The organism is Stenotrophomonas sp. SAM-B (assembly GCF_013387485.1).
GTDB classification, from domain to species: Bacteria; Pseudomonadota; Gammaproteobacteria; order Xanthomonadales; family Xanthomonadaceae; genus Stenotrophomonas; species Stenotrophomonas maltophilia_AA.
The window spans coordinates 269728-295035 of record NZ_JABBXB010000005.1 but is presented as its reverse complement, the minus strand read 5'-3'; the positions used below and the strand labels follow the sequence as shown (position 1 = coordinate 295035).

Genomic DNA, 25308 nt, shown 5'->3' with positions numbered 1-25308 from the left:
AAATGGCATCGATCAATAGAGATCTTGACGCGATTCTGCAAAGCCTTCGCCGCAAAGGGGGGGACTATGCTCGTGCCGAGCAGACCATTCGGCGAACGATTGAAGGCTCTCCCGACCTCTTGCTGCGCCTTAACCTCTCCGCTATTGAAGGAACCTTAAAAGGGATCGATCTTCTTCCATCGGGCGCTAGTGAAGGTGGAAACTACAGTCCCGGTGATGGATTCATTCGCATCAGTCGCGAGCGCTTCGTCAACAGGGGCGAGGCCTCTCTTGATGCAATCGCCTTTGTACTGGGGCACGAAGTCGCACACAGTATATATTCGCGCCAATCCAAGATCGCACTTGAAACATTTCGTGATCAGATTTCAATCATCGCGCGGACGACAGGGGTCAGGGATTACACGCCCGCCTTGGCTGCCTATCTGAAAGCCACCCGTACAGATGAAGCGATCGGAATGATCGGCGGCTGGAATGCCGTGCGGAGCCGCATTGTTGGTGGCTCAGGAACGGTCAACATGCAAGCCGTCCTGGGCAGAATGTTTCAGGCCATGCCGCCGGGATGTGTCATCCAACAGCCCAATGGGCAATACGCACTTGCGCCGGGTATTGTACTGCGCGAGGACTATTCTGTTGATCCCAACCGTAACAAGGAAGCCTTCGGCGTTTGCTACTACGATGCTAGTAGCGGGGGTCTTGGCGCAAGCAGGGGCTTGGACTATCAGAACTACTACCTGCGTTCTCGGCTCGAAGACATCATCAGCGTAGAGCAGTGGATGCAGGAGCGGATACCTGGAGGCAACGAGCCAGGCAGCGTACGTATCGATCTTGAGGGTCTAGGTGGAGACGAGGCAAAGCTGGAGGCTGATGGACTTTACTTCAACGGCAGGGCAAGTGACTTCATCTTCGCTGATGGCAGTGGAAGACTGAGGACGTTCAATCGAAAGGGCACCGCCTCGGAACGACCCACGACGACTCCGTTGATGCCGGTCTACGTGGATGCCGCCACCCTTCAACGGATCGCGATGTCAGGTGGCTTGGGCGGCGCAATAGGAGGTGCAGTTGCCTCCGCACTCAAGATCAATGATCCGCTCTGGCAGGTGCTGGCTTCGGCAACGCTGAAGACTGTCGGCAGAAACCTCGGCGAAATCGCTGCTGCCGGTGGTACGAAGGTGATTACCAGGTCTGGAATCATGGACCTGCTGGCTGACATCCCGGAAGAGTTCCAGACAAGCCTGCGCGGTGCGGCCTCTGGCGCCATCTCTGCGTACCTGACCGCCGAGCTGATCAGTTCTCTGGGCATCAAAGGCACTTTGGCGGAGATCGGGCAGACCGTTGCGTCCACGGCGCTTGGACAGATCATCGAGAATGCAATCAAGATTGCCGATGGCGTGGACATCAGCATTGTGAACGGGTTAGAGCCGGCCCAGATATACACCGCTGTCGGCGGCTACATCGGCGCGCGCCTCGGTGCCAGTCTTGTCAAGTTCGATACGGTTGGCGGTCAGCTTGGCGCCCAGATCGGCTCTGCAGTGGGTGCGTACGTGGGTGCGACCATGGCTCAGACTTGGAGCGCGTTGCTGCAAGCCGTTGGAGCCACATACGCTGGACCAATCGGTGCGGCCATAGGCGCGTTGGTCGGATATGTGTTCGGCGGATTGATCGGAAGTCTGTTCTCCAGTGGGAAGCCCAGGTCTTGGGCGTCGGTCACATGGGACGAATCGAACTCTGCATTCACAGTGACCGGCGCGCACGCCAAATCGGGCGGAACGACCGTGGGTGCCGTTCTCCTGGCCAATCAGGTCGCCGGCACCATGAACGCCGTGCTGGAGGTCTCTGGAAGTCGTTTGGCAATCGGAACGTCGGTCGATGGCGGCACGTACGGCACCTACGGGAAAAACTATCGTTACTGGTCAAACCCATCTATCACAACGTCCAAAGCAGAGGATGTCATCTCTTACGGGACTGTTCGTGGTCTATCCAGCCTGCTCGCAAGGATGGTAGGGGGGGACGTCTATATCAAACGCGCCATCGGCAGGAACCTTGCCAGCTTGGACGTGCCGACCAGTTTCAGTGCGACCAGTCTTTTTGGCGATATCGCTGTTGCGACCGATTACGGCCGATACGTGGCATCCCCATGGGAGATCAACGCGCTGATCGCGGGCGCGCCGGAAAGTGGATTCGCGGCGCAGTGGGCCATCACATTGGTCCGCGTGGAAGAGCTTGGTCTGAATCGGCGTGCAGCGTCGGACTGGACTGGGGGGTTCGCCGCATGGCTTGACCAAGTGGCAGATGGCACGGTTGATGGTGCTGGTCTTGCCGCATCGAACATGATGTTCAAATTTGATATGGATGGCGGACGGGAGCGCGTACTGATTGATTGGGTCGGCAATGAGGTCTTCACTTTCAGTGACTCCATCATTGCCTCCGACAAGGACAAAATCCTAGGCAGCAATGGCAACGACAGCATTCACGTCAACGGTGCGGTACTGTCCAGCACGACCGGCCTGCTGATCAATGGCAACACTTCTCAGACCAGCCACCGCATCGAGATCGCAGCCGTCATCGACGCCGGCGCCGGAGACGACATCGTCCGTGGCGGCGACTTGGGCAATGATCTGCTGGGTGGAAGCGGAAATGACACTCTGGTGGGCGGCCTGCTCGATGACTGGTTGTTCGGCGGCGACGGCAATGACGTCCTGTTCGCGGGCAACGTCGCCAATGTGAACTTCGCCGTCGGCGACACGGCTGCCCAGGCGACAGCCATCGCCGGCAACGGTGGCAACGGCAACTACCTCGACGGTGGCGCTGGCGATGATCGCTTGTACGGCAGCATCGGCTCGGACTGGCTGGAAGGTGGCGCGGGTAACGACCTGCTGGTCGGTGGCGAAGGCGGCGATATTCTCGCCGGTGGTGCGGGCGACGATCGCGGTGCCGGTGGCGAAGCGCGCCTGTTCGGTGGAGGTGGTTCGGACCAGTACCTGTTCCGCCTCGGCGACGGCCGCGACGTGGTGTACGACGAGCAGGGCAGCGGCGGGATCCGTGGCAGCGGCGACAGCCTGAACGACCGCCTGGCGAAGATTGCCAACGGAGAGCTGGCGCGCAACTGGGCCGGCGGTGGTGACTATGAAGTCAACGGGTCGGTAAAGGGGGGCGAGGATGCCATCGTGTTTGGCAGCGGTTTGTCGCTGCAGAATGTCCAGATGCGTCGTTCAGCGGCCAGTGGCGCAGGCAATGATCTGGTCATCGCGCTGCTTGCCTACGATGCGGCGGGCAACGCGATCCTTACCGGCGACGAGCTGATCATCAAGGACTGGTTCGAGTCTTCACACCGCGTGGAGTGGCTGCGTTTTGCCGACGGCGAAGAGATCCGCATCGGGGACATGACCTCCTACATCATCGGCACCGGCGGCTCGGACGTTATTCTTGGCACCTATGGCGCTGACTTCCTGTACGGCGGCGCCGGCAACGACGAGATCCGCGGTCTGGCCGGCAACGACTTCGGCAATGGCGGGTCGGGTGACGACTTCGTCGCCGGTGACGGCGACCAGGACTGGGTGATGGGCGGGTCCGGTAACGACCAGGTGCTGGGCGGCGCGGGTAACGATACGGTATTCGGTGACGATGGCGACGACCGTGTGTACGGCGGCACTGGAGCGGATCTGGTCGTTGGTGGCCGTGGGAACGATGAAGTAGTCGGCGGCGCAGGTGATGATGTCTTCCGCTACCAGCGTGGCGATGGCGATGACACCCTCATGGACGACTATGTCGACAATTGGGATCTGGTCTGGCAGAACGGCGGGTACGTCAACGGCTATGTGCGCAATGCCGATGGAACCGTCAGCAAGGACGGTATCGTCTACTTCGACGGTTCCACCTGGACCAGCCATAACGACTGGAACGACGAGGCCCAGGTGCTGCGCCGCCACCAGGGCGCGATCAACGGCTTGATCGCGCGCGACGCTGGCGTGGATTCGCTGGAGTTCGGTGTCGGGGTCGACATCCAGGACGTGATGCTGCAGCGGGATGGCAATGATCTGCGGCTGGTGATCGGTCGTGATGGCGAGGTTGGCCAGCTGTCCGGTTCCGGTGATCGCATCACCATCAAGGACTGGTATGCCCTGGGTGGCTCCATCGAGAACATGGTCTTTGCCGCAACCGGGCGGCACGCCCTCACCGACATGACCCTCCTGGGTGGGGGCGATGGGAACGACACCATCAACGGAACAGCTGGCAAGGACTGGCTCACTGGTAATGGCGGCGATGACGTGATCGACGGCGGGCAGGGGGTCGACCTGCTGATGGGCAACGACGGCAACGACACGCTGCGTGGCGGCGCCGACAACGACGTTCTCTACGGCGGGCAGGGTGACGACCTGCTGCACGGTGGTGCGGGTGCCGACACGCTGTTTGGCGGTGGCGGTGTGGACATCGCGTCGTATGCGGGCAGCGTCGGCGTACGCGCATATCTGGAAGGTACCTTTGCCAACACGGGTGATGCCAAGGGCGATGTGTACAGCAGCATCGACGGACTGGAGGGTAGCAGCGGCGACGACCGGCTGGGCGGCAGTGTCGGCGCTGATGTCCTGCGTGGTGGCGGCGGCAGCGATGTTCTGTATGGCGGCGAGGGAGACGATACGTACGAATACAACGTGGGTGATGGAAACGACCAGATCTTCGAGGGCGCCTTCGCCCTGGAGGAAGTGGTCACCTCCGCTGGTGACGTAGCGGGCGGCTATTCGGCATCGTGGGAGTTGCTTGGTCAAGGGGCGGGCGGTCTGTATGCCCATCGTCTGACGATCACCAGCCGGGAGACCGGTCAGGTTGTCTACAAGAGCATTGACCGCGTTGACTTCCTGTTTGCCACCGCGCAGGCAACCATGCCGCCTGCGTCGGCATGGCCTTATGGGGTTGGGCGGCTGCTGGGCAATGCATGGCGTAACACCGAAAACGGTTCGCAGATCGCCCGTGAAGCGTTCCAGGATGTTGAGGGGGGCAACGATGTCCTGGCATTCGGCAGCGCCATCAGCCTGTCCAACCTGCGCATGCGGATCGTGAGCGGCGATACCCAGCTTGATGTCATTGCGGCACAGACCGGCTCGGTCAGACTCATTGATGGGGCCAACAGCCAGCGCCGCGTTGATAAGGTCCAGCTCAGCGATGGACTTGTGTTTGACCTTGAAAATCTGCGTCAGCTTGCGCAGGGGGGGACCACCGCTGATGACGTTGTTCTGGGAGGCGCTGCGGCCGACACCATCAACGGCGGCGCCGGGCATGACGTGATCTCTGGCGGGGATGGGGATGACAGGCTGTCCGGCGGCGAGGGTGACGATACCCTGGAAGGCGGTGCGGGTGCGGATGTGCTGGACGGTGGGAGCGACCGCATCAGTCTTGGTCTGCCGTTGGAGGCAGATCGTGGCTACGGGGACACGATCCGCTACGTAAGCTCCGACGCCGCGCTGGTCCTTGATCTGGCGGCTGGCACGCTGTCCGGCGGTCATGCAACGGGCGACACCATCGTGATGAGCGGGGGTGTGAGTTCCATTGAGAATGTGGTCGGAACAGATGGCTTTGCCGATACCTTCAGTGGCGATGCGCGGGCCAACCGCCTGATTGGCCTGGGCGGCAATGACTGGCTGGATGGCCGGGGGGGCGATGACGTCCTCATCGGCGGCGATGGCAACGACACCCTGATGGGCGGGGACGGCAACGACGCGATTTCTGGCGATGCCGGCGACGACCGTCTTGAAGGCGGCGCGGGCAATGACGTGCTCGCCGGTGGCTCGGGTGCCGATGACATCTACGGTGGCGTGGGCGACGACCAGATCAGCGGTGATGTCGGTGACGACAAGGCATGGGGCGGCGAGGGCAATGACACCCTTGGCGGTCAGGAGGGCGCCGACCAACTGTACGGCGACGCCGGCGACGATACCCTGGTGGGGGGCGCCGGTGATGACCTGCTCGATGGTGGTACCGGCAATGACACGCTGGTGGGCGAGGCGGGCAATGACCTGCTGCGCGGGGGCGATGGCAATGATACCTATCTGTTTGATCGCGACGGCGGCAGCGACCGGATCGAAGACGCACAGGGCGTGAACCGCATCGTGCTGCAGAACGCCGCGCCCAACGAAGTCTGGTTGCAGCGCGTTGGCAACGACCTGCTGGTAAGCGTGATCGGTGGCAGCACCCGCATCACCATTGCCGGCTACTACGCCGGAACCAGCCGCATCACCGAGATCACCACCGGCGGCGGGTCGCTGTTCCTGGCGCACGCCGAGCCGTTGCTGGCGGCGATGGCGGCCGATTCGGTCTTGGTACCGGGCAGTATGTCGTCCGCACTCCAGGAACAACTGGCCAGCTACTGGCAGAACTCCAACAAGCCTGCTCCGCTGGTGGCCACCCAGTATCTGGCCACCGACGAAGACCTGCCCCTCACTGGCAACGTCAACGCCGTGGACCATGATGACAACATCACCGGCTATACGCTGCTGACAGCGCCGGGCATGGGTAACTTGACCCTCAATGCAGTCACCGGCGCATGGGTCTATACCCCAGCGGCAGACCGCCACGGCAATGATCGCTTCGTGGTCCGCGTCACCGATGCCGATGGCAACACCGCCGACCAGGTGGTCGAGCTGGCGGTGCGGTCGGTCAACGACGTGCCAAGCGACATCCTTGCCCCGGGCCCGTTGGCCGTCGACGAGAACGCGGCAAACACCCTGTCGCTGGGTCGCTTTGGCCATGTGGACCGCGACGGCCCCGAAGACACCGCCACCTTCACCCTGGTTGACGATGGCGGTGGGCGCTTTGCGATCAGCGCCGATGGCGTGCTGAGCGTACGCGACGGTACCAGGCTCGACTACGAAACCGGCGTGGCACACACGGTCCGGATACGCGTCACCGATGGTGCGGGCGCCTGGTTCGAAAAGAACTTCGTCATCGACGTGCGCAACGTCAACGAAACCCCGTTCACGCCCAGCCGTCCACCCAACATGGCCCCGGTACTGGCGGGTGAGAAGACCGGCGCCGGCACAGTGGTCGGAAGCTTCGTGCTGAGCGATCCGGACAAGACCACGCCAACACTGCAACTGGTGACCAACCCGGGTGGACTGCTAGAGGTGGTGGGCAACCAAGTGCGTGTCCGCGCCGGGGTTGCGATCGATTTCGAGGCGCTGTCCAAAGCGCAGGGCGCCACGCTGGTTGATCTGGACGGCGATGGCGTCAAGGAGGTGTTATTGACTGCCAGCGTGCGCGCGCATGACGGCAGCCTGGCCTCGGACGGGACGCTGAGCTTCACCTATGCAATCGAAGACGAGAACGAGGCGCCGACGGCCGTTGCCTTCGCTGCGAGCACCACCAGCATTACCGAAACCGACCGCGTACCCACCGGGACCGCGCGGCCGGCGATCCTGCTTGGCACGTTGTCGGCGACCGATCCGGACACGACCCCGGGCAGTGATTTCGCCACGATGGCGTACAGCGTGTCCGACAGCCGCTTCGAGATCGTCAACGGCAATCAGCTGCGGTTGAAGGCCGGTGCGATCGTCGACTACGAGGCGGGCGCCACCATCACGGTGACCGTTGTTGCCACCGATCGTGGCGGTGCCGGGCTGAGCGTCAGCAAGCAGCTGGTGTTCACAGTGGTCAACCGCGATGACTACCTGTATGGCACCGCCGCAGGCGAGACCCTGGTGGGGCAGGCCAACCGGGACGTAATCCAAGGCTTGGGCGGCAACGACATCATCAACGGGGGCGGCGGCAACGATGATCTGTACGGTGGTGACGGCGACGACACCCTGCGCGGTGAAGCCGGCGATGACAAGCTGTGGGGCGATCTAGGCCGCGACACCTTGTATGGTGGGGCAGGCGTTGATGAGCTGCGTGGCGGTGACGGCGACGACACGCTCTATGGTGACGACGGTGATGACCGCCTGTACGGCGAAGCCGGCAACGACGTGCTCGACGGCGGTGCCGGTAGCGATCTGCTGGACGGTGGCCTTGGCAACGATACGCTGCTCGGCGGACTGGGCAACGACACGCTGCGTGGCGGTGAGGGCGATGACATCGCTGATGGCGGGGCCGGGGCCGATGTGCTGTCCGGTGGCGCAGGTGTCGATACGCTGACCTACGCCACGGCCACCGCTGGCGTTGTGCTGGACATGGCTACCGGAACGCACGGCGGGGCTGCGCAGGGCGATGTGCTGGAAGACGCGTTTGAGCGCGTGATCGGAAGCAGCTTCGCTGACACGATCACCGGCACCGCCGGTGATGACTACATTGAAGGTGGCGCAGGCAACGACAAGCTCTACGGTGGTGCCGGCAACGACACGCTGTACGGCGGCGATGGCGATGATCTGCTCGACGCGCAGGCCGGCAACGATACGCTCTATGGTGGTGCCGGCAACGACATCCTGATCGGCGGCGACGACAGTGATGTCTATCTGATCGACCGGAGTTCCGGGGCCGACGAGATCCGCAACTATGATTCGAGCGGTGACGACATCGACGTCATCGGCTACCGCGACATCAGCCGCAATGATCTGTGGTTCAGCCGCACCGGGGATGACCTGGTGATCTCGGTCATCGGGACCAGCGTGCAGACCACGATCAAGGGCTGGTACACCACCACCAATGCCAGCGATCGGGCGAGCTACAAGATCGATTTCTTCCTGGCCGGTGAGCACGCAACGAGCACGATCAACGCCGAGGCGCTGGTGGCGCTGATGGCCGGAAAAACCAAGCCTGCAACCTTGGCCGACTACCAGGCCCTGCACGCGGACGCGGCGTTCGAGAACCGGTGGCGCCACCACTGGGATGGCAACGGCCTGCCGACGGTCAGCGTGGTGGCCAACCAGCAGATCAATGAGGACGGCCAGGTGGCCGTGCAGTTCACCGTAGGCGATGACCTGACCCCGGCCAGCGGCGTGAGCGTGCGTGCCGTGGCCGTGGATGCCACAGACCTGAGCACCGTATTGGCGTGGATGAACCCACCGACCATCACCGTGGGCGCCAACGGCTCGCGCACGGTGACGCTGGTTCCCAAGGGCAACGCCAGTGGCCGGGTGGCCATCAAGCTGATCGCCACTGACGCCGGAGGCCTGGTGACCGAGCGTGTCTTCTTCCTGGACGTGGCGCCGGTGGTCGATGCGCCGCTGATCACCCGCGCGGTGCAGGTGGGCACCACGCTGGACGGTGGCACGCTGGCACTGGACGTGCAGGCGGCATTGTCCGACAAGGATGGGTCGGAAACGCTGGAAATCCGTATTTCGAACCTGCCGGCCGGATTGACGCTCAACAAGGGCACACACCTGGGCAATGGCGTCTGGTCGCTGACGCCCGCGCAGCTGGCGGGACTGGCACTGGTGGGGCCGGCGACGTGGTCGGCCGACCTTACCGGCACCGCTGCATTGACGGTGACGGCCATTGCCAAGGAGCTGGCGACCGGCCAGACCAGCAGCAAGACACAGACACTGACGGTGACCATCAACGCTCGCCCGACCGACATTACCGTGGACCGGGCGCTGAGCACTGCCGAGTCCACCAGCGAGGCACCGCTGGCCAACGGGACAGTGCTGGGCAACTTCGCGCGCGTGGATGCGGACAATGATGGGTTCACCTTCAGTCTTGCCGACAATGCAGGCGGTCGCTTCGCAATCTCGGCGGCGGGTGTCCTGACCATCGCCAACGCCAGCCTGCTCGACTACGAAACCAATGCCTCGCACCAGATCGTGGTGCGCGTGACCGACGCCGGCGGCCTGACCCGCGACAAAACCTTCACTGTCGCGGTCACCAACGTTGACGAAGCACCTGGCACGCCCTCGGTGTCCAGCCAGCCGGTCGCGATCGCGGCTGAGAATGCTGCGCTGGGGGGCGTGCTGATCGCCAACCTGTCCTCCAGTGGCGGCAATGGCACCTACAGCTATGTGCTGGAGGGCGATTCCAGGGGGTGGTTCACCCTGGTCGGCAACCAGCTGAAGTTCCGTGCTGGCTTGGTGCTGGACTTCGAGGCGCTGAAAGCTGCCGGCATGACGTTGAGCGATGCGGATGGCGATGGCCGCCAGGAAGCGGTGTACTCGGTGTCGGTGCGCGCCGTATCTGGGGGGCTGTCATCGGTAGGCGTACGCACCATCACGGTGCGGCTGGAAGACGTCAATGATGCGCCGCACGGCATTACCGCGGACCGGACACTGACCATCGCCGAAAACACCGCAAATGGCGCGGCAGTCGGTACGTTCAGCGGCCAGGACCAGGACACCACCGACGGCCTGACGTTCAGCCTTGTCAACAATGCCGGCGGGCGCTTCGCGATCTCGGCCGCCGGCGCATTGACGGTGGCCAATGGCAGCCTGCTCGATTATGAGTCCGCGACCACGCACGCCGTCACGGTACGGGTGACCGATAGCCATGGTGCCACTCGCGACCAGGTGTTCCAGGTCGGCGTATCCAACGTGAACGAGGCACCGCGGACCCCGGATGTCGTCCAGCACATCGTGCTCACCGGCGAGAACACCGGGGTGGCCGGGCAAGTGGTGGCAACCCTGTCGTCGTCCGACCCGGACGGCACCACGCCGTCCTATCAGATCATCAACGATCCCTTCGCCTGGTTCGTCATTTCCGGTAACCAGCTCAAGTACAACGTCAGTAGCTTCGATTTCGAAGCGATTGCACCGTATGTGCAGCTGATCGACGGTGATGGCGACGGCCAGCTGGAGGCGGTCTACAACGTGACCCTGCGGGCCACCGACGGCGCGCTGGTATCGGGCAACCGGGAAGTCACTGTCCGCATCGAAGACGTCAACGAAGCGCCGAGTACCTGGGGCCAGAGCGTTTCGCTGGCGGAGTCAGCGCCCGGCGCCGGTCAGACGGTGTTCCAGTTCACCAACTGGTCCGATCCGGACAGCCAGTGGTACAACCGCGACCACCGCTTTGCCATCACTGGCGGGGCCAGCAATCTGTTCGGGATCAACGCCACCACCGGGCAGATCGCGCTGCATGGCCAATTGGACTACGAGGCCGCGCAAAGCCATCAAATACTGGTCACGGTGACCGACCGGGGCGGCCTTTCGTCCAGTACCTGGGTGACGATCAACGTACAGAATGTCAACGATCGTCCCACCGTCGTACGGGTCGAAGACAATGGTATCCAGGTTATGTGGGGCAGTGACGCCGAAGATGGGATGGCTCTGCTGGTGGTGACAAGTGCAATCGAGTACGTGCATGTCACCGGGCAATACACCGATACCTATAGTGGTGAAGGTTATAGCTATGATCGCGGAATAACGACGCGCGCGGTATCCGGGGACGGCTTCCTCACCGGGTATTATCACAGCGCCAATTATCTTGCCATTCGCGTGAATGCGCGTGGCAGCTGGCGTCAGGAGACGTCTGGCAATTGGGGCGATCCGCGCGGAAGTGGTGCAGGCTACTTCGAAGAAACCAACTACGAAACCTGGTATGAAATTACAGTCGCGTCAGTCGACAGTGGCGGTCTTTGGAGCGACCCCATCAAGTTCGTCGTCAACATGCACGGCGCACGCCTCGGGCCGGTGGTGCTGGATATGGACGGCGACGGCGTTGAAACCGTTGGCTGGGCGCAGAGCGCAACCCGCTTCGACATGAATGGCGACGGCGTGCGCGACCTCACCGGTTGGGTGGGGCCGCATGATGGCCTGCTGGTCCTGGACCGCAATCGCAACGGCGTGATCGATTCCGGCGCCGAAATTTCGTTCACCGCTGACCTCGACGGTGCCCATTCGGACCTGGAGGGCCTGGCGGCCTACGACAGCAATGGCGATCGCCGCTTTGACGCCAACGATGCACGCTTCGGCGAGTTCCAGGTGTGGCGTGACGGCAACCGCGATGGCATCAGCCAGGCCGATGAATTGCTGACCCTCCAGCAGGCGGGCGTGGCGTCGATCAACCTCGATGCGCAGCGCACCGGGCAGATGCCAGGCCAGACGCGAGACAACACCACCTATGCCAACGGCCAGTTCACCCGCACCGATGGCAGCCAGGGGGCACTGGCGGACATGTTCTTCGCCTTCGGCGAACGCAACAATGACGAGGGCGGCAGCGGGCAGAACCTCAATGCCGGCAACGGCAACGGGGGGCGCGATCTGGGCAGTGGCGATGCCACTTCCGGCCGCGTCAACCGTCGCGGTGGGAATCTGAGGGTCGCGGCCAGTGCAGACCTGCCGCAGTCCGGAACACCTCCGGTAGTGGCCGGTGCGCGGGATCGCTTCGGCGGGGTCGAGCAGACAGCGGCCGAACGCAGGCAGGCCCCGTCTGGACAGGATCGTCGACCGGCTGTTGACGACAGCCTCCCGACCAGCCCCCGGACGTCACGCTCGGCCCTGCATGACAATCTGGCACTCGCCCAGAAGAAGCGGTTCCAGATGATCGAAGCGATGTCCACCTTCGATGCCCAACCCTATGCGCAGGGCATCAGCACGGCCGCGCGCAACCCTGCCACCATGGAACTGCTCACTGCCATTCCCGACTACAGGATTTCCCACTCATGATCACGTCCCCGACGTCCGCTTCACCGGCCAGCGATGGCGCCCCCCGCACCGTGGCCGAGGCATTGGGCCAGATCGTCTGGCTGCTTTCTCAGTCTGCGCTGCATCGTGAGCTGAAGTTGAAGGACTTGGAATGGTCCTTTATGCCGCCGGTGCTGAAGGAACAGTTCCGGGTGTTCCGCTTCGGCACCCTGCCGCCGTTGCCCGGGCTGCAGGATGCCTCGCCGGCCTTCAGCGGGCTCACCCAGAAGGCGCTGGAGCAGCTGCCGCTGGGCGTGGCCATCTGGGCGAACTTGTCCGAGGTGGCCGAGCAGAAGCTGGAGCAGGGCCAGCGCCTGGAACTGGAGGAGTGGAGTAGCGGAGACCGGCTGTGGCTGATCGAGTTCGTCACGCCCTTTGCGACCCCCGGCAACGGCCTGGCAGAAGCCATGCTCACCGACCTGCTGACCGGTCCGTTCGCGGGCAAGCTGGTCTCGATGCACCGGACCGACCCGCAGACCGGGCGGCGCGACAAGGTCACCCTGAATGCCCCGGGGGCCGAGGCGGCCTGAGGGCGGGCGCTGAGCCCCGTCGCAATTGACGCCCGCTTGCGTTCTGGTGGGTTTCATCGAACTTTCCGTGGTCGCCCCCAGCGGGCGGCCAGGGGCGGTTCCAGTGGTACCATGGCGGCCAAGTACCCCAACGAATCACCCCCCGCAGGGCCGCCGCATCCCGGCATCGATCCGCTTGTGCGATGACACCAGGCGGCCCTCGGACAACGGAAGAGCAACCCTATGGCGCGCGGCATCAATAAAGTCATCCTGGTCGGCAACCTCGGCAACGACCCGGACGTGAAGTACACCCAGGGCGGTATGGCGATCACCCGCATCAGCCTGGCCACTACCAGCGTCCGCAAGGACAAGGATGGCAACCAGCAGGAGCGCACCGAATGGCACCGCGTGGTGTTCTTCGGCAAGCTCGGCGAAATCGCCGGTGAATACCTGCGCAAGGGCAGCTCTGTCTACGTCGAAGGCAGCCTGCGTTACGACAAGTACACCGGCCAGGACGGCGTGGAGAAGTACTCCACCGACATCATCGCCGATGAGATGCAGATGCTCGGCGGCCGTGAAGGCGGCGGTGGCGGTGCTGGCGGCGAACGTCCGCAGCGCCAGCAGGCCCCGCGCCAGGAGTACGGTGGCGGTGGCGGTGGCGGTGGTCAGCGCGGCGGCGGTGGTGGTGGCTACGGCCAGCAGCGCCCACAGCAGCAGGCCCCGCAGCAGTCGGCGCCGCCGATGGACGACTTCGCTGATGACGACATTCCGTTCTGATTTCTGATTTTTACGGATGCAGATGAAACCCCGGCAAGCCCCTGTGCTTGCTGGGGTTTTTCTTTTCTGCACAGGACGTTCTGCTTCCTGCTGGTTTGACGCGGTCTTCTACTCGTAGGCGTGGCACGATGGGTCCTTGCTCAGGGAAGGAGTGACGGCATGCGACTGACCGACCAGGAACTCAAGCACGTTCTCAATGTCGACTGGGGAATGCGGTTCTGGCGCTGGTTCCGCTGGGTGCTGCTGGTGATCTTGGCAGTGGCCGCGACCGGTGGTTACACCGGCCTGATGAAGCAGGCACCGAATGCGTGGCTGATCGCCGGCGCGGTCTATCTGCTGGTCGCCTGGCCCGGGCTCTGCCGCGCGTATGTCTATCGCTCGCTGCGCCGCATGATCGAGGCTGACCCGGAGGCGCGGGAGCAGCTGCGCCAGGCGATGCATCGCCGGCGATGAGCGGAGGCCTGCTGCGCGGCGGCGCTGTCCTCCCGCAGCCCGGTGAACGCGATTACGTGGCACGCCGCTCTCCCATCGTACGCACGCGGCGAGAGGCCGCACGCGCGTTGTGCCCCGCAGCATGCGTTTTCGTGCACCGCGTCTTGCAAAAAAACGATGTCCTCCTCTATGGTGCAATCGATTGCATTGCAGCGGATCGTCAGCGTTTGATACCGGTTGGGAGGCCGGAAGACGGATGTCCATCCATTCGATCAGACCGGCACCGGCATCGGGGCCGGGGCTCACGCGGCGCGATGCACTGCGCCTGGCGGCCGCCGCGAGCCTGGGGCTGGGTGCTGCGGGCGTGCTGCCGGCGTTTGCCGCGGCCGCGCCGCTCAAGGGCAACCTGAAGCACGCCGTCGCCCGCTGGACCTTTCCGCAGCAGTCGGTCGCCCAGCTGTGCAGGACGGTGCAGGACATCGGGTTCGTCGCCATTGATCTGGTCGGCCCGGAGGACTGGCCCACGCTGAAGGCCCATGGCGTGTACAGCTCGATGTGCAACGGCGCGGAGCTCGGCCTCACCAAGGGCTTTGCCGGCCGCGAGTTCCACGACGCGCTGGTGGAACGCTACACGCGGCACATCGATCTGGTGGCCGATGCCGGCTACCGCAACCTCATCTGCTTCTCCGGCAATCGCAACGGCATGGACCCCGAGGAAGGCATGGCCCATGCCGAAGCGGGGCTCAAGCGCATCCTCCGGCACGCCGAGATACGCAACGTCGTGCTGGTGATGGAGTTGCTGAACTCCAGGGTCGATCATCCCGACTACCTCTGCGACACCTCCGCCTGGGGCGTCGAGCTGTGCCAACGGATCGGCTCGGATCATTTCGGCCTGCTCTACGACATCTACCACATGCAGATCATGGAGGGCGACATCATCGCCACCATCGGCAGGCATCACGCGTACTTCAAGCACTACCACACCGCGGGCGTGCCTGGCCGGCACGAGATCGGGGATCAGCAGGAACTGAACTATCCGGCCATCTGTCGCGCGATCCGCGACACCGGTTTCGATGGGTATCTGGCGCAGGAGTTCATGCCTGCGGCGCCAGATCCCGTCGGCTCGCTGCGCGAGGCGATCCGCCTCTGCGACGTCTGAAACGATATCCACCTAGGTGAAACAAACCCATGGCAGACAATCATTACGACGCCATCGTCGTCGGCTCGGGAATCAGTGGCGGTTGGGCGGCGAAGGAATTGACGGAGAAGGGCCTCAAGGTCCTGATGCTGGAACGAGGCCGCAACATCGAGCACGTGAAGGACTACGTCAACGCGATGAAGGAGCCGTGGGACTTCCCGCATCGTAACCGGCCAACCCAGGCAATGAAGGCCGCGTTCCCGGTACTGATGCGCGACTACGCGCTGGCCGAGAACCTCCAGGGCATGTGGGCCGACGAACAGGAATCGCCCTACATCGAGACCAAACGGTTCGACTGGTTCCGCGGCTACCACGTGGGCGGTCGCTCGCTGATGTGGGGGCGGCAGAGTTATCGCCTGGGCGACCTGGATTTCCAGGCGAACCTCAAGGATGGCATCGCCACTGACTGGCCCATCCGTTATGCCGACATCGCGCCCTGGTACGACTACGTGGAGAAGTTCGCCGGCATCGCCGGCACGCGCGAAGGGCTGGATGTGTTGCCGGACGGCGAGTTCCTGCCGCCGATCCCGTTGAACATCGTCGAGAAGGACGTGGCCGCGCGGATCAAAAAGGCCTTCGGCGGCACCCGGCACATGATCCACTCGCGCACGGCGAACATCACCCAGCCGATGCCCGAGCAGGGCCGCGTCAACTGCCAGTACCGCAACAAGTGCATCCTGGGCTGCCCCTTCGGCGCCTACTTCTCGACCCAGTCGGCGACGCTGCCGGCCGCCATGAAGACCGGCAACCTGACCCTGCGCCCCTTCTCGATCGTCAAGGAAGTGCTCTACGACAAGGACCGCAAGCGTGCGCGCGGCGTGGAAGTCATCGATGCCGAGACCGGGCAGACCTACCAGTACACGGCCAAGGTGATCTTCCTCAACGCATCCTCCTTCAACTCGACCTGGCTGTTGATGAACTCGGCCACCGATGTCTGGGAAGGCGGGTTGGGCTCTGCGTCGGGCGAGCTGGGGCACAACGTGATGGACCACCATTTCGGTGCGGGTGCCTCCGGCCGGGTCGAGGGCTTTGAGGACAAGTACTACTTCGGCCGGCGTCCCTGCGGCTTCTACATTCCCCGTTTCCGCAACGTCGCCGAGGAAAAGCGCGGCTACATGCGGGGATTCGGTTACCAGGGCGGCGCGAGCCGCAACGGGTGGTCGCGCGAGATCGCCGAGCTGAACATCGGTGCCGACCTGAAAGAGGCGCTGACCGTACCTGGCGACTGGCGCATCGGCATGACCGGGTTCGGCGAGATGCTGCCGCACCACGACAATACGATCCGCCTGGATCCGGACCGCAGGGACAAGTGGGGGTTGCCGGTGTTGGCGATGGACGTTTCCATGCGCGCCAACGAAATGGCCATGCGCAAGGACATGGCCGCCGATGCCGCCGAGATGCTGGAGGCCGCCGGGGTCAAGGACGTGGAGATGCACGACAACGACTATGCCCCGGGCAAGGGCATCCATGAAATGGGAACCGCGCGCATGGGGCGTGACCGCAAGAACTCCGTGCTGAACCAGCACAACCAGGTATGGGATGCGCCCAACGTCTATGTGACCGACGGTGCCTGCATGACCTCCAGCGGCTGCGTGAATCCTTCGCTGACCTACATGGCGCTGACGGCCCGGGCCGCCGACCATGCCGTGCGCGAACTGAAAGCGGGGAACCTCTGATGGATCGCCGCGAACTGCTGAAGATGATCGTCGCCGCCACCGGTGCGGCCATGATCGGCCTGCCCGCGCTCGGTCAGGCACAGGCTCCTGCCGCAGGGCCGAAGACGCTCTTCTCCGATGCGGATGTCGGCACGCTGGACGAGATCGCCGAGACCATCCTGCCGCGGACGAAAACGCCGGGGGCGAAAGACGCAGGCGCCGGTGCGTTCATGGCGACGTTCGTCACGGACTGCTACACGCAGAAACAGCAGGCGGCGTTCCGCGCCGGCCTGGCCGATATCGACAAACGCGCCGGGGGCCGCTTCGTTTCACTCGCGCCGCAGGACCGTACCGGACTCCTGCGCGCGCTGGATGCAGAAGCCAGGAAACACGCAGTCGAGGTCACCGAGACCGGCACCGCCGAAGCAGGCGAGGCGATGCCGCACTACTTCACGATGATCAAGCAGCTCGCCATCTTCGGCTTCTTCACGTCGAAGGTCGGCGCGACCGAGGTGCTGAAGTATGTCGCCGTGCCGGGCCGCTACGACGGCGACCTCGCCTATGTTCCCGGTACGCCCGCCTGGGGGACCAGCTGATGGACCGCAGCATCATGACCCGCCCGTTGCTGATGGCGGTGGGCCTGCTGGCCACCGCAGCTGTGTCTGCACAGGCCAACAGTGATCCCGCGCGCGATCCAGCGAAGACCGAGGTGTGGACCCCCGTGCCCGCGAGCGTGGCCACGCCGCCGGGCGGTGCGCCCTCCGACGCGGTCGTGCTGTTCGATGGCAGGGATGTTTCCGCCTGGGAGTCCGAGCAGGGGGGGCGCGTGCCCTGGAGCGTCGCCGACGGTGCGCTGACCGTGGTTCCCGGCAGGAAGGGCATCCGGACCCGGCAGCGCTTCTGCGACATCCAGCTGCACGTCGAATGGCGCTCGCCCATCGCGACAAAGGGCTTCAACGGCCAGGATCGGGGCAACAGCGGCATCTTCCTGCAGGAACTGTATGAGCTGCAGGTGCTCGACAGTTACAACAATCCGACCTATGCCAACGGCCAGGCGGCCTCGCTCTACAAACAGGCCATGCCGCTGGTGAACGCCTCGCGTGCGCCGGGTGAGTGGCAGGCCTACGACATCATCTGGAAGGCACCGCGCTTCTCGCCGGGCGGCGGGCTCACCTCGCCCGCCCGCATCACCGTGCTGCACAACGGCGTGCTGGTGCAGAACGACACTGTCCTGGCGGGAAAGACCGAGTACATCGGCGCGCCTTCGTACTCGCCGCATGCGTGTGCGCCGATCTACCTGCAGGAGCACGATTCCAGGGTCAGCTACCGCAACATCTGGGTGCGCGAGCTGTAGCGCCGACACGAAACGGCTGCCGGCGCCGGCGCGGGCAGCCTAGTGCGCCAGGTAACTGGCGATATCGTCGATCTCCTGGGGCGACAGCTGTGGAAACGGCGGCATCAATCCGCCGCCCTTGCTGATCTTCTCCTTGATCTGCGCCGGCTGCAGCCGCTTGGCGACGTCGGTGAGCGCGGGGAACGTTGGCGGAACACCGGCGCGCTCGGCACCGTGGCAGGCCGTGCAGTGGGTTGCGTAGAGGGTCGCGCCGGCCGCAGGGTCGTCTTTGGACCACGCCTCAGGGGCAAGCAGCGCACTCGATGCCAGTACGGCGATGATCGGGATCAGTCTGAAACGCGTATTCAAGCATTACTCCTTTGCTGGCTGGCGCGGTGCGCTGGCGGGCAGGCGGGCAGTCAGGTGTCTGCGCAGGTAGTCCGCCCCGGCCTGGATGACCTTGGCCGGATCACGCGGCTGGTCGTGCTCGATGATGTACCACCGCACCCCGGCATCGGCCGCGGCCGGCAGGATCGTGTTCCAGTCGAGGACACCCTGGCCGACGGCGGCAAAGCCGCCTTCGTCTTCGGCGTGACCCTTCGGCGCATTGTCCTTGGCGTGTACCGCGAACAGGCGGCCGCGGAATGTCTCCAGCATGGCCGCCGGGTCATGACCCGCACGCGCGACCCAGGCCAGGTCCAGCTCGGTCAGCAGATCGGGTCCGGCGGCCGCGAACAGCAGTTCCAGCCCTGTGCTGCCGTTGAAGTCGACCAGCTCGAAGTCGTGGTTGTGGTAGGCCAGCTGCATGCCCTTGGCCCGTGCCTGCCTCGCGATTCCGCCGAGTTCCCGGCCCAGTGCGGTCCAGCCTGCGGCATCGGTGGGTCGATCCTTTTCGTCCAGGTAGGGCACCACCAGCGTCGTGTTGCCGATCGACCGGTTGAAGGCCACCACGCCGTCCAGGTCCCTGCGCAGCTCGGCCAGTTGCACGTGGGACGAGATCGCCCTGATCGAATGCCTGTCCAGCAGCTGCTTGAGTTCGGCGGCGCTGACGCCCTGCGTGCCCACCGTTTCCACCGCACCCACGCCCGCGTCATGGACGATCTTCAACTGCTGGTCGAGCGAGCCGGCGTTGCGCAGTGTGTACATCTGCACGGCGATGGGCTTCTGCGGGGTGACCATGTCGTGCGCGAAGGCGGGCAGGGCAGCGAGCAGCAGAGCGAGGATTGCAGTTCCGCGAACAGAGGTGTTCATCAAGAGAGTCTCCCGGGATTCAGCCGATGGTGGTCCAGGCACGTGTCCTGGCCGATGCGATGACGCGGTCTACGATCCGCGCCGAGCGCAGTCCGTCTTCGAAGGTGGGCAGGCCCTGCGGCCGCTCGCCTTCGATGGCGCGATAGGTGTCGGCGACGAACGCCTCGAAGCAATGGCCGTACCCCTGCGCGTGCCCGGCTGGCAGGACAGACAGCCGGCGCTGTTCGGCACTGCCGGCCCCCGGCCCACGCACGAAAGTCTCCTCGCGCTGGTCGGGCAGGCCGATCCACAGCCGCTCGGCGTCCTCCTGGTTGAATGCCACGCTGGACCTGGCGCCATCGATCTCGAACCAGAGGCGATTGTGGCGTCCGGCCGAGACCTGGCTGACCGTCAATGACGCCAGCGTACCCGCACCGGTCCTGAACATCGCCGCCGCCACGTCTTCGCTCGCGACCACCTGCATCGCGCCACCGGACACCGGCGCGGTGAAGCTCTGCCCGGTGAGCGTGCCGCGCTCGGCGATCACGGTGGCGAAAGCCGCGCTGACGTCGACGAAACGCTCGCCGCTGACCCATTCCACCAGGTCGCACCAGTGCGAGCCGATGTCGGCGAACACGCGCGACGCGCCGCCCAGCGCCGGGTCCACGCGCCAGTTGTTGCTGGCGGGGTCCAGCAGCCAGTCCTGCAGGTAGCTGCCGTGGATCAGGTGCAGCGGCCCCAGCTCGCCCTGCGCGATGCGTGCGCGTGCCTCGCGGACCACCGGGTGGTAGCGGTAGACGAAGGGCACCGTGGCGACCAGCCCGGTCGAGGTGGCCAATGCCGCCAGGGCCTCGGCGTCTTCCAGCGTCGTCGCCAGCGGCTTCTCGCAGATCACGTGTTTGCCGGCCTCGAGTGCGGCCTGCGCCATCGGGCGGTGCAGGTGATTGGGGGTACAGATGTGCACGACCTGCACCTGGGGATCGGTGACCACCTCTTCGATGTCACGATAGCCGCGCGGAACATTCCACGCCTGCGCCACCTCCTCTGCGCGTTGCGGCGAAGAGGCGGCCACGCCGCGCACCTCGGCACCGGCCAGCAGTGCCGCGCGACGATGCACGGCGCCAATCATCCCCGTGCCCACAATGGCGATTCCAAGCTTGCGCATCGGGTGGGCTCCTCAGTGCGTGGTGGGCGCGGCGGCAAGCGCCGGCCGGTCGCGGAACAGCAGCAGGAAGGCGACCAGCACGACCAGCGCGACACCGGCCGGGAACAGCCAGATCCGTTGCCAGTCAGGGCCCGCGGCGGTGGTGTAGTGCTCCACCACCGCGCCGGACAGGAACGTGCCGATCAGCATGCCCACGCCGTAGGTGGCCAGGGTGATGAAGCCCTGCGCGCTGCTGCGCGCGGCGGGGCCGGCATGCGCATCGGTGTAGATCTGGCCGGTGACGAAGAAGAAGTCGTAGCAGATGCCGTGCAGCACGATGCCGATCACCAGCAGGGAGAAGCCGCCGCCCGCATCGCCAAAGGCGAACATGGCGTAGCGCACCACCCATGCGGCCATGCCGACCGCCAGCATTGTCTTGACCCCCAGCCGCACGAACAGGAACGGCATGGCCAGCATCAGCAGGACTTCGGAGACCTGCCCCAGGGATTGCAGGCCGGCCGCGCCGCGCACGCCCAGGTCGTTGAGGTACGGGTTGGTGAAGTTGTAGTAGAACGACAGCGGGATGCAGATGGCGATGGATGCCAGGAAGAACACCAGGTACGCGCGCGACTTCAGCAGCCGCAGCGAATCCAGGCCCAGGATCTGCCCCAGACCGGCGTCGCGCTGCTGCGCCAGCGGCGGCGTGTGCGGCAGCGTGAACGCATACAGGCCCAGCGCCAGGGACGCCATCGCCGCCATCCGGAACGTCAGCTCCAGCCGATGCGCCTGTTCCCAGCCCAGCCAGCCGATCAGCACGCCCGCCACGATCCAGCCGACGCTGCCGGCCACCCGCACCAGCGGGAAGTGTTTCTCAGGCGAGTGCATGTGCCGCATCGCCACGCTGTTGGCCAGCGCCAGCGTCGGCATGAACAGCAGCATGTACCCCATGACATAGGCGGAGAAGGTGCTGAAGTCCGTCGCCGTGGATGCCAGCCACATCAGCGCCGCGCCGGCGAGGTGCAGCACCGCGAGGATGCGCTGCGCCGCGAAGTAGCGATCCGCGATCAAGCCGACCAGGAAAGGCGCGACGATGGCACCGATCGATTGGCTGAGGAACGCCGTCGCTACCTGGCTCGCGCTGGCCTGCAACGGCCCCTGCACCAGGTACGTTCCCAGGGTGACGAACCATGCCCCCCAGATGAAGAACTGCAGAAACATCATCGCGCCCAAGCGCGACATGGTGTGCGTCATGGCTTGCCCTCCCAGGCAGTGATGGCTCAGATCCCCAGCATGCGGCGCAGGGATCCAGGATCGGTGCCGCTGTCGGCAAAGTCGTCGAAGGCGCGCCCGGTCACTTGGATGATGTGGTCGCGGATGAAGGCGGCGCCCTCCCGTGCGCCGTCTTCCGGGTGCTTCAGGCAGCACTCCCACTCCAGCACCGCCCAGCCGGGGAAGTCGTACTGCGCGAACTTCGAGAAGATCGCCTTGAAGTCGATCTGCCCATCGCCGAGCGAACGGAACCGCCCCGGACGATCGATCCAGTCCTGGTAGCCGCCATAGACGCCACTGCGCGCACTGGTGCGGTACTCCGCGTCCTTGACGTGGAAGATGCCGATACGGTCGTGATAGCGGTCGATGAAGCCCAGGTAGTCCATCTGCTGCAGCAGCAGGTGGCTGGGGTCGTACAGGATCTTGGCGCGGGGGTGGTGGTCCACCAGGTCGAGGAAGCGCTCGAAGGTCGCGCCGTCATGCAGGTCCTCACCCGGGTGGATCTCGAAGCACAGGTCCACGCCGCAGGCGTCGAAGGCATCCAGGATCGGGCGCCAGCGGCGGCCGAGTTCGGCGAAGGCTTCTTCCACCAGTCCCGGCGGACGTTGCGGCCACGGATAGAAATAGGGCCAGGCCAGCGCGCCGGAGAACGTGGCATGCGCTGTCAGTCCCAGGCGCTGGCTGGCCTTGGCGGCCAGCAGCAGCTGCTCCACCGCCCAGGCCTGGCGGGCGGCCGGATCGCCGCGCTTGTCGGGCGGCGCGAATCCATCGAACAGGCTGTCGTAGGCGGGGTGGACGGCGACCAGCTGCCCTTGCAGATGAGTGGACAGCTCGGTGATCTGCAGCCCCTGTCCGGTCAGCATGCCGGCGACGTCGTCGCAGTAGGCCTGGCTCCGGGCCGCCTCGGCCAGGTCGAACAGGTGGGGCGCGCTGGTGGGCACTTGTACGCCAGAATAGCCCAGCCCCGCGGCCCACTTGGCCAGCGTGTCCAGCCGATCGAATGGAGGTGTGTCGCCGATGAACTGCGCCAGGAACAGCGCTGGACCCTTGAGCGTCTTCAACGTGATTCACTCTCGATGCAATCGATTGCATTATCCTAGCAGGGGCTTTCGCAGGACGCGTTGTGCAGTGCACAGCGGACAGAAACACTGACGCCATGGCAACCATCTACGACATCGCAAAGCACGTCGGCGTCTCCGCCGGCACCGTGTCGCGGGCGCTGTCCCGGCCGGAGAAAGTCCTGCCGGCCACGCGTACCCGCATCGAGCAGGCCGCCGCCGCGCTGGGCTATGTGCCCAACACGGTTGCCCGCACGCTCAAGACCCAGCGCAGCGGCAAGATCCTGGTCACCGTCCCGGACATCGCCAATCCGTTCTTCGCCCAGATCCTGCAGGGTGCGGAGGACGCCGCGCAGGCCGTTGGCTACGCCGTCCTGCTGGGCGATACCCAGCATCAACCCGACCGCGAGGAGCGCTACGCGCAGATGCTCCGGCGCAACGAGGCCGACGGTCTGATCGTGCTGGGGCATCGCCTTCCGCCGACGGCGCGCGCGATCGTCCAGCAGCTGGGCGCCGCTGCGCCGGTGGTCAATGGATGCGAGTTCGATCCTGCGGTCGGGATTCCCAGTGTCCATATCGACAACGCGGCCGCCGCGCGCGCCGTGATGGAACACCTGTATGGACTGGGGCACGAACGGATCGCCGTGGTGGGCGGGCCGCCCGACAACCCCCTCCACCAGCAACGGCTCGAAGGGGTTCGCGCTGCCGCCAGGGCGCGTGGCCGCCTGCGCCAGCTGGGCGTGGTGCCGGGCGACTTCTCCGTCGAATCCGGCCACGCGGCCGGGATGGCGCTGTTGGCGCGCGCGCCGGTGCCGACCGCAGTGTTCTGCTTCAGCGACCAGATGGCGCTGGGCGTCCTGGCGGCCTGCCGTGATCTGGGCATCCGGGTGCCGGGTGATCTGTCCGTCGTCGGCTTCGACGACCTGGCGTCGTCCTGCTATCTCACGCCGCCGTTGACGACCATCCGGCAACCGATGCGCGAGATCGGTGCCCGCGCGGTCAACCTGCTGCTCGCCATCATCGAACGTGTCGATGTGCCGCTTCAGCAGACCCTGGATTTCAGCTTGATGCTGCGGGGCTCGACGGCTGCGCCCGCATCACATCCACTACCATGGGCCACCCGTCAGGATGCGCCCGCATGTCCATAGTGATCCCCGCGTTGCCCAAGCCGCCCACCGCCCGCATCGCGGCCTGGGTGCTGATGCTGCTGGGCATGTGGCTGACCTTGAAACTCGGGCTGGTGGTGACCCTGCTGTCTGGCCTGCTGGTGTTCCACCTGACCCACCTGCTGGCCTCCACCGTCGAAGGCAAGCTGCCGCCAGGGCGCGCACGCGCGTACTCGGTGATCGTGTTGTCAGCGCTGATCATCGGCGTACTGACCCTCGCTGCGATCGGCATAGCCTCGTTTTTCCGCAATGAAACCGGTGGGCCGGATGCGCTGCTGATGCGGCTGATGGACATCCTCAATACCTCGCGCCACCAGGTGCCGGACCTGCTGCAGCCGTACATCCCCGAAGACCTGCAGGCGCTGCGCACGGCGATGAACGACTGGGCCGCCACGCACCGCCAGCAGCTGGGCATCGCCGGTACCTCGGCGGTGCAGATCAGCGTGCGGATCCTGATCGGCATGGTGCTGGGCGCGATGATCGCGCTCTACGACGAGCTGCCTCTGCCGAAAATGGGGCCGCTGGCGCGCGAGCTGATCGGCCGCACCAGCCGCCTGGCCACGGCCTTCCGCCAGGTGGTGTTCGCGCAGGTGAAGATCTCCCTGCTCAATACGCTGTTCACCGCCATCTTCCTGCTCGGGGTACTGCCGCTGTTCGGCGTACACCTGCCGCTGTCCAAGACACTGGTGCTGATCACCTTCCTGGCCGGCCTGCTGCCGGTGGTGGGCAACATCATCTCCAACACCATCATCACCATCGTGGCGCTGTCGGTGTCCTTCTACGTCGCCGTGGTCGCACTGCTGTACCTGGTAGTCATCCACAAGCTGGAGTACTTCCTCAACGCGCGCATCGTCGGAGGAGAGATCCAGGCGAGGGCGTGGGAGCTGCTGCTGGCGATGCTGCTGATGGAGGCCGCCTTCGGTCTGCCGGGCCTGGTCGCGGCGCCGGTGTTCTACGCCTACATCAAGCGTGAACTGCTGGACCAGCGCTGGATCTGAGCT

At 64.9% G+C, this 25308-nt stretch carries 15 protein-coding genes; 10 read left to right on the top strand and 5 right to left on the bottom strand.

Annotated features, from left to right (window positions below; genetic code table 11):
- Window positions 1-2 precede the first annotated feature (2 nt).
- From HH110_RS19455 to HH110_RS13335, 8 genes are all read left to right on the top strand, one after another.
- Window positions 3-12518, top strand: coding sequence for a cadherin domain-containing protein (locus HH110_RS19455; protein WP_241696568.1), 12516 nt, complete (start codon window positions 3-5; stop codon window positions 12516-12518).
- Entirely contained in the window at window positions 12515-13066 is a 552-nt protein-coding gene (locus HH110_RS13365; protein ID WP_176990111.1) for a toxin-activating lysine-acyltransferase, read from the top strand. The genes HH110_RS19455 and HH110_RS13365 overlap by 4 nt, the downstream gene beginning before the upstream one ends.
- A 222-nt stretch (window positions 13067-13288) precedes the next feature.
- On the top strand, window positions 13289-13822 hold the full coding sequence (locus HH110_RS13360; protein WP_176990110.1) for a single-stranded DNA-binding protein: 534 nt from the start codon (window positions 13289-13291) through the stop codon (window positions 13820-13822).
- Window positions 13823-13981: 159 nt separating this feature from the next.
- On the top strand, window positions 13982-14275 hold the full coding sequence (locus HH110_RS13355; RefSeq protein ID WP_176990109.1) for a hypothetical protein: 294 nt from the start codon (window positions 13982-13984) through the stop codon (window positions 14273-14275).
- Window positions 14276-14510: 235 nt separating this feature from the next.
- The gene (locus HH110_RS13350) at window positions 14511-15413 is read left to right on the top strand and encodes a hydroxypyruvate isomerase family protein (protein WP_176990108.1); all 903 of its coding nucleotides are present in this window, start codon (window positions 14511-14513) and stop codon (window positions 15411-15413) included.
- A 29-nt stretch (window positions 15414-15442) separates the two neighbouring features.
- Window positions 15443-17128, top strand: coding sequence for a GMC oxidoreductase (locus HH110_RS13345; protein WP_176990107.1), 1686 nt, complete (start codon window positions 15443-15445; stop codon window positions 17126-17128).
- Window positions 17128-17703, top strand: coding sequence for a gluconate 2-dehydrogenase subunit 3 family protein (locus HH110_RS13340; RefSeq protein WP_176990106.1), 576 nt, complete (start codon window positions 17128-17130; stop codon window positions 17701-17703). The genes HH110_RS13345 and HH110_RS13340 overlap by 1 nt, the downstream gene beginning before the upstream one ends.
- Window positions 17703-18461: a DUF1080 domain-containing protein gene (locus HH110_RS13335; RefSeq protein ID WP_176990105.1), complete on the top strand. Its 759-nt coding sequence runs from the start codon at window positions 17703-17705 to the stop codon at window positions 18459-18461. Before HH110_RS13340 ends, HH110_RS13335 begins: the two co-directional genes overlap by 1 nt.
- Window positions 18462-18500: 39 nt before the next feature.
- Here HH110_RS13335 and HH110_RS13330 read toward each other — a convergent pair whose 3' ends face one another.
- Genes HH110_RS13330 through HH110_RS13310 form a run of 5 tightly spaced genes read right to left on the bottom strand, consistent with a single transcriptional unit; the run spans window position 18501 to window position 23144 of the window.
- Complete coding sequence (locus HH110_RS13330; RefSeq protein ID WP_176990144.1) at window positions 18501-18779, bottom strand: c-type cytochrome; 279 nt, start codon at window positions 18777-18779, stop codon at window positions 18501-18503.
- 33 nt (window positions 18780-18812) lie between these two features.
- Window positions 18813-19691, bottom strand: coding sequence for a sugar phosphate isomerase/epimerase (locus tag HH110_RS13325; RefSeq protein ID WP_176990104.1), 879 nt, complete (start codon window positions 19689-19691; stop codon window positions 18813-18815).
- 19 nt (window positions 19692-19710) lie between these two features.
- Window positions 19711-20835 (bottom strand): Gfo/Idh/MocA family protein, encoded by a 1125-nt coding sequence (locus HH110_RS13320; RefSeq protein ID WP_176990103.1) that lies wholly within the window; start codon window positions 20833-20835, stop codon window positions 19711-19713.
- Window positions 20836-20847: 12 nt separating this feature from the next.
- On the bottom strand, window positions 20848-22065 hold the full coding sequence (locus tag HH110_RS13315) for a nucleoside permease (RefSeq protein ID WP_176990102.1): 1218 nt from the start codon (window positions 22063-22065) through the stop codon (window positions 20848-20850).
- Between the two features lie 26 nt (window positions 22066-22091).
- Window positions 22092-23144 carry a sugar phosphate isomerase/epimerase gene (locus HH110_RS13310; protein ID WP_176990101.1) on the bottom strand — a complete coding sequence of 351 codons (1053 nt, stop codon included), beginning with the start codon at window positions 23142-23144 and terminating at the stop codon, window positions 22092-22094.
- A gap of 95 nt (window positions 23145-23239) precedes the next feature.
- Here HH110_RS13310 and HH110_RS13305 point away from each other — a divergent pair, with 95 nt between their 5' ends.
- Complete coding sequence (locus tag HH110_RS13305) at window positions 23240-24289, top strand: LacI family DNA-binding transcriptional regulator (RefSeq protein ID WP_176990100.1); 1050 nt, start codon at window positions 23240-23242, stop codon at window positions 24287-24289.
- A complete protein-coding gene (locus tag HH110_RS13300; protein WP_176990099.1) occupies window positions 24280-25305 on the top strand; it encodes an AI-2E family transporter in 1026 nt (341 codons plus the stop codon). Before HH110_RS13305 ends, HH110_RS13300 begins: the two co-directional genes overlap by 10 nt.
- Window positions 25306-25308: the final 3 nt, after the last annotated feature.

What these genes read in the sequence shown, in the direction of transcription:
- HH110_RS19455 (WP_241696568.1), top strand. Translation starts at nt 3, where the DNA reads ATGGCATCGATCAATAGAGATCTTGACGCGATTCTGCAAAGCCTTCGC.
- HH110_RS13365 (WP_176990111.1), top strand. Translation starts at nt 12,515, where the DNA reads ATGATCACGTCCCCGACGTCCGCTTCACCGGCCAGCGATGGCGCCCCC.
- HH110_RS13360 (WP_176990110.1), top strand. Translation starts at nt 13,289, where the DNA reads ATGGCGCGCGGCATCAATAAAGTCATCCTGGTCGGCAACCTCGGCAAC.
- HH110_RS13355 (WP_176990109.1), top strand. Translation starts at nt 13,982, where the DNA reads ATGCGACTGACCGACCAGGAACTCAAGCACGTTCTCAATGTCGACTGG.
- HH110_RS13350 (WP_176990108.1), top strand. Translation starts at nt 14,511, where the DNA reads ATGTCCATCCATTCGATCAGACCGGCACCGGCATCGGGGCCGGGGCTC.
- HH110_RS13345 (WP_176990107.1), top strand. Translation starts at nt 15,443, where the DNA reads ATGGCAGACAATCATTACGACGCCATCGTCGTCGGCTCGGGAATCAGT.
- HH110_RS13340 (WP_176990106.1), top strand. Translation starts at nt 17,128, where the DNA reads ATGGATCGCCGCGAACTGCTGAAGATGATCGTCGCCGCCACCGGTGCG.
- HH110_RS13335 (WP_176990105.1), top strand. Translation starts at nt 17,703, where the DNA reads ATGGACCGCAGCATCATGACCCGCCCGTTGCTGATGGCGGTGGGCCTG.
- HH110_RS13325 (WP_176990104.1), bottom strand. Translation starts at nt 19,691, where the DNA reads ATGAACACCTCTGTTCGCGGAACTGCAATCCTCGCTCTGCTGCTCGCT.
- HH110_RS13320 (WP_176990103.1), bottom strand. Translation starts at nt 20,835, where the DNA reads ATGCGCAAGCTTGGAATCGCCATTGTGGGCACGGGGATGATTGGCGCC.
- HH110_RS13315 (WP_176990102.1), bottom strand. Translation starts at nt 22,065, where the DNA reads ATGACGCACACCATGTCGCGCTTGGGCGCGATGATGTTTCTGCAGTTC.
- HH110_RS13305 (WP_176990100.1), top strand. Translation starts at nt 23,240, where the DNA reads ATGGCAACCATCTACGACATCGCAAAGCACGTCGGCGTCTCCGCCGGC.
- HH110_RS13300 (WP_176990099.1), top strand. Translation starts at nt 24,280, where the DNA reads ATGTCCATAGTGATCCCCGCGTTGCCCAAGCCGCCCACCGCCCGCATC.